Source organism: Streptomyces sp. SID3212, from assembly GCF_009865405.1.
Lineage (GTDB): Bacteria > Actinomycetota > Actinomycetes > Streptomycetales > Streptomycetaceae > Streptomyces.
The window spans coordinates 1-7,293 of record NZ_WWJY01000724.1 but is presented as its reverse complement, the minus strand read 5'-3'; the positions used below and the strand labels follow the sequence as shown (position 1 = coordinate 7,293).

General features: G+C 71.9%; 9 protein-coding genes and 1 pseudogene. 3 read left to right on the top strand and 7 right to left on the bottom strand.

Translation table 11 applies throughout. The features are described 5' to 3' along the window. Both GT042_RS21880 and GT042_RS21875 read right to left on the bottom strand, forming a co-directional pair. Positions 1-283: WhiB family transcriptional regulator (locus GT042_RS21880; RefSeq protein ID WP_161310427.1), on the bottom strand; the 283-nt coding region annotated here is incomplete at its 3' end. 179 nt (positions 284-462) lie between these two features. Beyond that, positions 463-1,815, bottom strand: coding sequence for an NAD(P)/FAD-dependent oxidoreductase (locus tag GT042_RS21875; RefSeq protein ID WP_345943857.1), 1,353 nt, complete (start codon positions 1,813-1,815; stop codon positions 463-465). Positions 1,816-2,134: 319 nt separating this feature from the next. Here GT042_RS21875 and GT042_RS21870 point away from each other — a divergent pair, with 319 nt between their 5' ends. Next, on the top strand, positions 2,135-2,605 hold the full coding sequence (locus GT042_RS21870; RefSeq protein ID WP_161310425.1) for a DUF5709 domain-containing protein: 471 nt from the start codon (positions 2,135-2,137) through the stop codon (positions 2,603-2,605). Positions 2,606-2,704: 99 nt separating this feature from the next. Here GT042_RS21870 and GT042_RS21865 read toward each other — a convergent pair whose 3' ends face one another. The 5 genes from GT042_RS21865 to GT042_RS21845 form a co-directional block, all read right to left on the bottom strand. Next, positions 2,705-3,235, bottom strand: coding sequence for an ATP-binding protein (locus tag GT042_RS21865; RefSeq protein ID WP_161310424.1), 531 nt, complete (start codon positions 3,233-3,235; stop codon positions 2,705-2,707). A 256-nt stretch (positions 3,236-3,491) separates the two neighbouring features. Further along, complete coding sequence (locus GT042_RS21860) at positions 3,492-3,860, bottom strand: hypothetical protein (RefSeq protein ID WP_161310423.1); 369 nt, start codon at positions 3,858-3,860, stop codon at positions 3,492-3,494. A gap of 78 nt (positions 3,861-3,938) precedes the next feature. Next, on the bottom strand, positions 3,939-4,472 hold the full coding sequence (locus tag GT042_RS21855) for a type 1 glutamine amidotransferase domain-containing protein (protein ID WP_161310422.1): 534 nt from the start codon (positions 4,470-4,472) through the stop codon (positions 3,939-3,941). Positions 4,473-4,617: 145 nt separating this feature from the next. Then, a complete protein-coding gene (locus GT042_RS21850) occupies positions 4,618-5,088 on the bottom strand; it encodes an SAV_915 family protein (protein WP_202533407.1) in 471 nt (156 codons plus the stop codon). Positions 5,089-5,246: 158 nt separating this feature from the next. Continuing rightward, positions 5,247-5,690 (bottom strand): helix-turn-helix domain-containing protein, encoded by a 444-nt coding sequence (locus tag GT042_RS21845; RefSeq protein ID WP_161310421.1) that lies wholly within the window; start codon positions 5,688-5,690, stop codon positions 5,247-5,249. Between the two features lie 216 nt (positions 5,691-5,906). Here GT042_RS21845 and GT042_RS21840 point away from each other — a divergent pair, with 216 nt between their 5' ends. Continuing rightward, the gene (locus tag GT042_RS21840; protein WP_161310420.1) at positions 5,907-6,878 is read left to right on the top strand and encodes an MFS transporter; all 972 of its coding nucleotides are present in this window, start codon (positions 5,907-5,909) and stop codon (positions 6,876-6,878) included. After that, positions 6,815-7,293, top strand: a pseudogene (locus tag GT042_RS21835) (MFS transporter); the annotation flags it as partial. The gene GT042_RS21840 and the pseudogene GT042_RS21835, both read left to right, overlap by 64 nt.

The window sequence follows — 7,293 nt, the reverse complement described above, 5'->3', positions numbered from 1 at the left end:
GGGAGCGGCCGGGTCCCGACTGCTGGGCGCCGCGGGCCGGGGCCGCCTGGGGTGTCCTGCGCCGGTCGCTCCTGCGCCGCATCCGGCGCCGCTCCTCCTCGTCCGTACCGCCCCAGACGCCGGAGGTACGGCCGGTCTCCAGCGCCCATTCGAGGCACTCGCGCTCCACCGGGCAGCGGTGGCACACCTCCTTGGCGCGCCGGGCCTGTTCGGCGGCGGGGCCCGACTCGCCCACCGGGAAGAACAGCTCGGGGTCGGCGTCGACGCAGGCCGCGTGACGCAGCCACGCCCAGGTGTCCGTATCGGGGCCGAGGCTCAGGGGTTCCGTAGGCAGGCGCACAGTCGATCGTTCCTTTCGCTCGGTGGGCGGTGGGGGTCTCTCTGTCTGCGCGTACCCCTCACCCCGCTGCGAAACGGAGACTGCGCTTCTGTTTCCCGGGACCGGCGTTTTTCCGGACGGTCCTACGGCTTCCCGACCGGTCCGTCCGGTCCGGCCGGTCCGCCCGGTCCGCCCGGCACCTTGGCCAGTTCGGGGGACGACGATTCGAGCGGTACGGTCCACGCCCTGACCAGGCCGAGCTGGACGGCCTGGCGGGGCAGGACCGCGTCGAGCAGCCAGTCGGCGGCGACCCGCACCCGGTTCCCCGGCATGGCCGCGAGGTGGTAGCCGCGCGTCACGGCGCCCGCGACCGGGCCCGACAGGGGCACTCCGAGCGGGTTGGCCGCCGCCTTCACCCCGCCGAGGTCGACCACGAAGCCCAGGTCGTGGTGGCTGTAGGCCTCGGCCTCGCCGTATCCGAGGGAGGCGGCGACATTGCGCCCCGCCACCTTCCCCTGGCGGCCGGCGTGCTGGGCCGTCATCGGGGTGTACTCCCCCGGCCTGGTGAGGTCGGGTACGGCGGCGGCGTCGCCGCACGCGAACACCTCGGGATGTCCTGGCACGTTGAGCCGCGGGTCGACCACGAGACGGCCCCGCTCGACGGGCAGTCCGACGCCGGACACCAGGGGGTCGGGCCGGACGCCCACACACCACACCAGCGTGCGGGTCTCGACGGACTCGCCGGTGTCCAGGGTGACTCCGGTCGGGGTCGCCTCCTTCACGGACGTCCCTGTCCGTACGTCCACCCCACGGTCGCGCAGCACGCGGTCGGCGGTGGCGGAGAGCCTGCGGTCGAGTTCCGGGAGCACGCGCGGCGCGACGTCCAGGAGCATCCAGCGGGGCTTCTCGCCCCTGCTCCACCGGCGCTGCTTGCGCATCAGGGCGTCCGTGAAGAGCTTGCCCTGGGCGGCGACCTCGGTGCCGGTGTAACCGGCCCCGACCACCACGAAGGTGGAGCGGGCCTCGGCCTCCGCCGGGTCCGCCGTGGTCGCGGCCATCTCGATCTGCCGGGTGATGTGGTCACGCAGGTAGAGCGCCTCGGGCAGGCCACGGAAACCGTGCGCGTACTCGGCGACGCCGGGGATCGGCAGCAGCTTGTTGACACTGCCGACGGCGAGGACGAGCCGGTCATACGTCAGCTCGCCCCGCGCGCCCTCCGGGCCGGTGTACGTCACCCGGTGGCCCTCCAGGTCGACGTTGTCGGCCTCGCCGAGGACGAGCCGCACCCGTGGCAGCGTTCCGGTGAGGGAGACCGTCACCCGGCGGGCCTCCAGGACCCCCACCGCCACCTGGGGCAGGAGGGGGAGGTACAGGAAGTAGTCGGTGGGGTTGAGCAGGACGATGTCGGCGGCGCCCCGGACCTTGTGGCAGACGGTGCGGGCGGCCTCGTAGCCGGCGAACCCGGCTCCGACGATGACAATGCGTTCTCGGCTCACGTTCGACTCCGGACAGTCACATATCGGGTCGTACCGTCGGACTGGTGACGTGCCCGCCACCGGCGCCGACAAACACCGAAGGCGTCGGAAGACCCCTCTCCACAGCCCCCGACAGGGCCTTTCACCTGCCGTTTGACACGGGAGTGATTGGTGGGAGGGTGGTGGAGAAGGACAGCGTGAGCATCGCGCGAACTGCCGCTTGCCGAGGCTGCCGAGGGGTACGGGCAGGTGGGTCCTGTCCGCCGGACAGGGTCCGGACGCCCGTACAGGACGGCTACGGAGTGAGGAGACCGACGTGAGCGGCGACGGAGGCGAGACGATGGGCGACGAGGTGTACCAGCCCGACCACGACGACGGTGACGGGGTGTTCGAGGACGAGGGCATCCTCGACCCCGAGGACACGTTGGTGGACCGCGGGTCCGACCCCTTCGACGAGGGCTGGTCGCCGCCGGAGCGGCCGCTCGGCGTGGAACACGCCGGGACGACCGCCTCGGAGCAGGTCGCGGGCGAGTCGCTGGACCAGCGCCTCGCCGAGGAGATCCCCGAGCGCGGGGTCCCGTTCGGGGACGGCATCGGCGATCTGGCGTACGGCGAGGGCGAGCTGGTGGACGACGAGGTCGGCGACGGCCGGTCCGGGCGTCTGGTGGCGCCGGACGAGGGCGCGCACGAAGACGACGAGAACGACATGGTCGCCAGCGACGTGGGCATCGACGGCGCGGCTGCCTCGGCAGAGGAGGCCGCGGTGCATCTGGTGCCGGAGGAGGACGACGAGCCCGAGGCGTACGAGTAGGCGGCGCCGACCCAGAGCCGTACCGGCCGGACCTTACAAAGCGCTCGCACGAAACGGTCATACAAACCGGTCGTACGAAGCAGGTCGGGCGGCCCGTGTTCAGGCCAGGGCCGGAGCGAAGGACTCGCGGGCCAGGGCGGGCGCGCCGAACGGCACGGGTTCCGGGGCGGGCGCGCGGCACAGCTCGGCCGTACCGACGCCGGTGACCGGGATCCGGGGCACGCGGAAGATGTCCTGCGGGGACTCGACGCTCCTGGTGAACCAGATGACTTTGCCACCGGCCGTGGGACAGGTCCCCCAGCTGTCGCTCAGCGCGGCGACGCGCGCGAGCCCTCCGCCGCCGGCGGTGAGCAGGCGGGGCAGCCGGGGGCCGTTGTCCTCCACCGAGGCCGTGAGGTGGCGTCCGCGCCAACGCAGTTCCACCACACAGGTGTTGGCCTGTCCGACGTGCCGGTGGACATTGGCCATGAGTTCGTCGAGGCCCTCGCAGACGGGGTCGACGTGCAGGTCGAGTTTCCAGTGCCTGAGGTGAGCGGCGACGATGCGCCGCAGCTGGGAGAGACGTTCCGGAGAGGCGTGCAATTCCACCGTGTACCGCCGGCCGTCGTGCCGGTCGAGTGGAACTGTCATGTCGGGGCTCCTCACAGAGAGGCCCTCATGCTTCACCACGTTGTACCAACGACCCCCGAGTACGAAGCGTGAGCGGCATTCACTTCTGGGTCAACACCAGATTGCCGCCGCCGCGCCGGACGCGCAACACGAACGGGCGACGACCGTACGGGAAGAACGTGCGGGGCGGCCGTGCGGCGGTACGGGAACAAGGCATGCCTCATGGCCGGTCCCCGCGCGTGCGCGGGGACCGGCCATGTGCGATGCGGCCGCCCGCCTACCTGCTCTCCAGGCGGAGCTGGACCTCTTCCTCCTGGTCGCCGGAGGCCGTACCGACGATCCGTACGGAGAAGGCGGCGGTCAGTGCCCTGCGCAGGCTGTCCACATCGGTGTAGGCGCCCTGGAGGGTGGCGCTGACGGGCGCGGACAGCCGTGCGGCGGCAGGCTCGTCGCGTACGTCGGACGCGTCGAAGGTGGCGGTCCACACCGTCGGCCTGCCGCCGGTGACCGCCTGTGGTACGTCGTCGGCCGGCCGGTCGGACCCGAACGCCGTTCTGAGCGCGGAGAACACCGTGTGCGCGTCCTCCTGGTCCTGTCCGCTGAGTGCCACGACGACGTGCGCCGTCGGCTGATCCGCGGTCTTCACCTGAAATCGCCCTCTCTCCGTCTCTGCTCCCCGTTTTTCCCCCGATACCCCCCTACCCTCCTGTGCCTCTGCCCTCGTTCAGCCGCCGAACTCGGGCACGAAGGTGGCGTTGAACGCCTTGAGGTCGCCGGGGTTCCGGCTCGTGATGAGGGTGTTGGGCCCGGAGGTGCAGACCTGGACCTGTTCGTCGACCCAGGTGGCCCCCGCGTTGCGGAGGTCTGTCTGGAGGCTGGGCCAGGACGTCAGCGTCCTGCCCCGTACGACATCGGCCTCCACGAGCGTCCACGGGGCGTGGCAGATCGCCGCCACCGGCTTCCCCGCGTCGAAGAAGCTCTTCACGAACGCGACGGCGCCGGCGTCCGTGCGCAGGGCGTCCGGGTTGGCGACGCCGCCGGGCAGCACCAGCCCGTCGTAGTCGGCCACGGAGGCCTCGGAGACGGTCAGGTCGACGGGGAAGGTGTCCGCCTTGTCGAGGTGGTCGAACGCCTGTACCTCGCCGGGTTCCGTCGAGATGAGCACCCGTTCGCCGCCCGCCTCGCCGACGGCCTGCCAGGGTTCGGTGAGTTCCACTCGCTCCACGCCTTCGGGAGCCACGAGAAATGCCACACGCATGAGGTACACGTCCCTTCGTCTTCACCGGAGCAATGTCTCGCGCCTGCCCGCAGGCGCTCTCCTCACACAGGAGGCGCGGGCAGGCGCGGAAGAGTCCGCAAGCGGGAAGAAGTCCCACAAGAAGAGTCTGGTGGACGTGAGCCGATCAGGCGCGCCGAGCGGCCGGTCGTGCCGAGGGGGCCATGCGGTGGCCGGGCTGGAGCGGCGGGAGCGCGCCGGCGGAGGGCCTGCGCGCGCCGTACGGGCCGGCGGTCTGGACCGGGAGGGGGAGGACGGGCAGCGGGCCCGGGACGGCGACGGGGACCGTGACGGGAGCGGTGGCGGGGGCCGTGGCCGGGGCGGCCAGCTGCGGGTCGACGGTGAGGGCGGTGACGCCGAGCGGCTCGGTGAGGGCGCGCACGGCGTGCTCCGAGAGCTTGATCCAGGACTGCTGGGGGCCCAGGGTCGCGGCCAGTCCGGTCGCGGTGGTGAAGGCGACCGCCGTCCGGGCGCCGAGGGCGGTACGGAAGAGGCGGACGCTGAAGCCTGCGGATCCCGGCCGGACCGGGACGAACAACGTTCCGGCCGGGGCCGGATGTGAAGGCTCCGGATCCTCGCTGTTCTGATGCTCCGACATGGTGTCGCTCCTGAGGACAGAATGACTGCCCCGGTCCGCGGGTCGGGAGCGGGGCATACCAAGGATGGTATGCCCGTACGGCGCGCTCCGGTCCCGGTCGCTGACGCGGCCTTGATCCACCGCGCCCTTCTCCTGACGCGGGCTTGACGGCCCGAGGATCACTCCTCGCCGCGGGAGAGCCGTGCCTCGACCGTGCCGCGCCCGACCGGACCGCCGCAGTGGCGGCAGACGTGGTCGATCTCCAGGCGGTGTCCGCACGTGTGCCGGAGCGTCAACGGCGGTTCCTCCACGGCCCACTTGTCGCCCCACTGGAAGAGCGAGAGCAGCACCGGGTGCAGCTCCCGGCCGGCTTCGGTGAGGTGGTACTCGTAGCGCGGCGGGTGCTCGCTGTACTGCCGCCGCTCGACCACACCGGCGGCTTCGAGCTTGCGCAGGCGGTCGGCGAGGATGTCGCGGGAGGCGCCGGTGTAGCCGGCGATGCGCCCGAAGCGGTGGACGCCGTATCCCATCTCGCGGATGGCCAGCAGCGACCAGCGCTCGCCCAGGACGTCGAGCGAGGCGGCGAGCGAGCACGGCCGTACGGCGAGGGGCTGGCGCGCCATGAGGGACATCCCGCCGCCGCCCCGCTCCCCCACGCGACCCGCTTCGGCGCCGGACTCTTCTCCTGCCCCGGACCCTGTCCCCGCCCCTGTTCCGGACCCTTCCTTCGTCTCCATGCGCTCCACCCTAACCGGTGGTCGGTTGTCTTTTCCAACAGACCGCTGTTAGCTTCCACCAGGTAAGTTGGAAATCACAACAGACTCTGTGAGGGGTCCCCCATGTCCACTCCCCCGTCCGTCCCCGACGAGCAGGCCGCTGCGAAACGGCATGCCCTGCGGGTGCTGGCCCTGGGCAGCCTCGGCGTGTTCGTGGTGTTCCTCGACACGACGATCGTGAATGTCGCCTTCGAGACGATCAGCCGCAGCTTCGACACCACGACCGGGCATCTCGCGTGGGTCCTCAACGCCTACAGCCTGGTCTTCGCGGCCATGCTGATCCCGGCGGGACGTCTGGCCGACCGGTACGGGCGCAAGCGGATCTTCCTCATAGGGCTCGCCGGGTTCGCCGCGATGAGCGCCCTCTGCGGGCTCGCGCCGAACGCCGGGTTCCTGATCGCCTCCCGGGCCCTGCAAGCCGTCTTCGCGGCGCTGGTCGTACCGACCTCGATCGCGCTGATCCTGCCCGAGTTCCCGGCCGCCCGGCGGCATGTGGCGGTCGGCACGTGGGGCGCGATGGGCGCGGCGGCTGCCGCGCTCGGCCCCACCATCGGCGCGCTCCTCACCGAGTACGCGTCCTGGCGGTGGATCTTCCTGGTGAACGTCCCGATCTGCGCCGTCATGATCTTCTTCGGGGCCCGGCTGCTGCGCGAGTCCCGCGACCCGCAGGCCTCCGGCATCCCGGACCCGGTCGGTGTGGTCCTGGTGGCCGCCGTCCCCGCGCTGCTCAGCTTCGCCATCATCGAGGGACCGACCCGGGGCTGGTCCGACCCCTGGGTGATCGCGGGCTTCGTTCTCGCGGCGGCACTGCTGCCCGTGTTCGTACGGCGCTCCGCCACCGCCGCCCGTCCTGTGATGGACCTGGCCCTCTTCAAGGTCCGGCAGTTCCGCCTGGTCAACGCGGCGACCCTGCTCTTCGCCACGGCCTTCTACGGCATGCTGCTCAGCAACATCATCTTCCTCCAGACCGAGTGGCACTCTCCGTGCTGCGGGCCGCGCTGGCCAGCACGCCGGGACCGCTGGTGGTCACCCTGATCGCCCGGTCCGCGAGCAAGCTGGCGGGCTCGATCGGGTACCGCCCCGTGCTGCTCGCGGGAGCCGTCAGCTGGGCGGCGGGCTCGGCGGCCTTCGCGCTGTCGGTCACCTCGTCTCCGCACTGGGCGGCGCACTGGCTGCCGGCGAGCGTGCTCATCGGGATCGGCATCGGGCTGACCCTGCCGGTGCAGTCCGGGGCCGCCGTCGAGTCCCTTCCCCCGGCGCGGTACGGGCTGGGCTCGGCGATCAACGCCAGCTTCCGCCAGCTCGGGGCGGTCCTCGGGATCAGTGTGTTCGTCGCCGTCCTCGGCACCCCGGGCCCGGCGTCGGCCGTCGGCGCCTTCCACCGGACCTGGTGGGTGTTCGCCGCCATCGGCCTCGCGGCCGGCGCGGTCCTGCTGGTGCCCCGGCTCAG

Excerpts from the sequence above, each read along its gene's own strand:
- GT042_RS21855 (WP_161310422.1), bottom strand. The coding sequence starts at position 4,472 with ATGCGTGTGGCATTTCTCGTGGCTCCCGAAGGCGTGGAGCGAGTGGAA.
- GT042_RS21870 (WP_161310425.1), top strand. The coding sequence starts at position 2,135 with ATGGGCGACGAGGTGTACCAGCCCGACCACGACGACGGTGACGGGGTG.
- GT042_RS21840 (WP_161310420.1), top strand. The coding sequence starts at position 5,907 with ATGTCCACTCCCCCGTCCGTCCCCGACGAGCAGGCCGCTGCGAAACGG.
- GT042_RS21850 (WP_202533407.1), bottom strand. The coding sequence starts at position 5,088 with ATGTCGGAGCATCAGAACAGCGAGGATCCGGAGCCTTCACATCCGGCC.
- GT042_RS21865 (WP_161310424.1), bottom strand. The coding sequence starts at position 3,235 with ATGACAGTTCCACTCGACCGGCACGACGGCCGGCGGTACACGGTGGAA.
- GT042_RS21845 (WP_161310421.1), bottom strand. The coding sequence starts at position 5,690 with ATGGCGCGCCAGCCCCTCGCCGTACGGCCGTGCTCGCTCGCCGCCTCG.